General features: G+C 40.0%; 2 protein-coding genes. Both read left to right on the plus strand.

Annotation, left to right across the window (positions count from 1 at the left end):
- The first annotated feature begins 215 nt into the window (after nucleotides 1-215).
- Complete coding sequence (locus IEW93_RS21675; RefSeq protein ID WP_188741265.1) at nucleotides 216-629, plus strand: hypothetical protein; 414 nt, start codon at nucleotides 216-218, stop codon at nucleotides 627-629.
- Between the two features lie 580 nt (nucleotides 630-1,209).
- The gene (locus IEW93_RS21680; protein WP_188741266.1) at nucleotides 1,210-1,836 is read left to right on the plus strand and encodes a DUF3885 domain-containing protein; all 627 of its coding nucleotides are present in this window, start codon (nucleotides 1,210-1,212) and stop codon (nucleotides 1,834-1,836) included.
- Nucleotides 1,837-2,060: the final 224 nt, after the last annotated feature.

Here is a 2,060-nt window from a genome sequence, read left to right on the forward strand (position 1 = left end):
TGTGGTATTGAAAGACAGTGATAATCAAAAGTTAACTGGTTCGGTGACTTTCAGAGCTAATGATACTTGTATGTGGGGTTGGCGTTTTCAACCTATGATTACGAAGTCATTTGACTTTGATAGCTAACAAGGCAAAGCAAAGGACTTAAAACAGTTTGCTGTTTCGTGCCTCAACATTTTAGCAAACAATTTTAAGCCTCTGTTTGAGGCGTTAAATGTATAAACCCATGCATAGTACTTTGAAACAATGGCTCGAAGAGCTGGAAGATGAAGTTGAAGTAGTTTCTTCTGAAGATATAAATGAAGAAGCTCGAGCCAACCTAGTTACATTTGGGTTCAATGAAGAGCTACTCAATGAATGGGGTAAAATCTCTGTCGTTGAGTTTATTGAAGGCTGCTCTAACCTGTATGGACGAAAGAGCCCTAGGTCAAGTATGGTTTTCTATGCATGGCTAGATCAGGAGGCAGGGCAATTCCGTATTTGCGCAGCAAGCAGAGCACACGGGAAGCTCCCATTTAAGTGTAGCCTAAGCTTTGTAGACTTAAACGAAGTTGTAGATAGCATCTATTCCTTCGACTCAGGATTGTTCACAAACGGGAATTTGCATGTTTGGAAGAAAAACATTTAACAAGCCGCAGCAATCGCTCCCGTTGGTCGCTGGGACAGCCAAAACGCTGCGCTTATTTGTCTGCCCCTGTGCGGGGCGTTAGAGCTAGATTGATATCGTGAGTAATTTAATTGAGAGTTTGATGCTTTTTGGTTACGTGAGCTTCTGTGCTCTCGCATCAATTGTTTACTGGCGAACTAATCGAAGTTTAAATCTCATCAAACGACTTATTGTAAGTGCTCATGGAATTCTAGTCTTACTTGTATTTGGTCTTGCCTTTTCAATAAGCCATTTAAAATTGAGTAGCTTCGATCACATGCAGTGGTATACAGTGCTCTGTGGAGTTCCACTCATATCTGCTGTGTACAGTCTGTATGCTCATAGAGGCACTAAGTTACTTCACCTTATTCATATAGGCGTAATACTCGCGCTATTGTGGGCTTTGGTCATTGGTGGAATGTACATCACGGGTGATTCGCTCTAACAAACGCATTAACACTCGCTTCGCTCGCTAGGGACAAAAACACGTAGGCTCCCTGCGCTTCGCTTGGCATTATAGCCTACGTATTTTTGCCCGTTATGCGGGCGTTAAAGGGCAAATATGAGCATCAGAGATCGTATTCAATCTATATTCAATGATCGAGCGTTTGAAAGACCTCTATTTTATGCATACGAAGATGGTTTGCGCTTTGAATTATCAGAAGGTGGACATTTTTTAACACAATTTTTAACGGCTCACCGCAAAGCGCTTGAAATATGCGAGCACCTTTTTAATGGAAGTGAATCGATTCAAGTCTGCCTTAAGGTGGGAGGTGAGAAATCTTTATTATCAGTTTTATCGACCATCAAAGCGCTAAAGATCGCAGGTGTTTATTCTAATACGACCAAAGAACACTGGACAGAATTTGATCCTGAATGGGAAGGCGATGAAGACTACGAAAATAGTTTGTGGCATTACATTGCTTTTAATATTTCTAAAAATGATTTGAGTAACGTTCTTTGGTGTGCGTTGGCTACAGACTTTGGTTATATTGAACCTAACCCTAGTGCAATTATGTATTTGTTCGACCTTGATCGAGAAATAATGGTGTTTCCGTATGATGACAGAGGAATGGATGTTATTGGTAATAACAAACCTATTTTGTTGAATTTATACAATACGTTCAATCATTATTTATTGGAGTATGATAAAGAAGCAATGGATGCAGCATTCCGAATTGCCCTTTAACAAGGCACTTCAAGCGATTTTGCAAACTCGCCCGCTTTTTGCCTTAAGAGCAAAAGCGCAAAAAAATCGGTCAAGTTCGCAAAACGCATGAGCTTGGCGTTATACAACCCAATTAACCTACAATGAAACATGGAGTTTCAAAATGAAAATACAAACAACTGACACTAATCTACTTAAAAACTTATTCAATATGCACTTAAAGAATAACAGCCGATATGAAGATG

Source organism: Shewanella inventionis, from assembly GCF_014641855.1.
GTDB classification, from domain to species: Bacteria; Pseudomonadota; Gammaproteobacteria; order Enterobacterales; family Shewanellaceae; genus Shewanella; species Shewanella inventionis.

What these genes read in the sequence shown, in the direction of transcription:
- IEW93_RS21675 (WP_188741265.1), top strand. Translation starts at nt 216, where the DNA reads ATGTATAAACCCATGCATAGTACTTTGAAACAATGGCTCGAAGAGCTG.
- IEW93_RS21680 (WP_188741266.1), top strand. Translation starts at nt 1,210, where the DNA reads ATGAGCATCAGAGATCGTATTCAATCTATATTCAATGATCGAGCGTTT.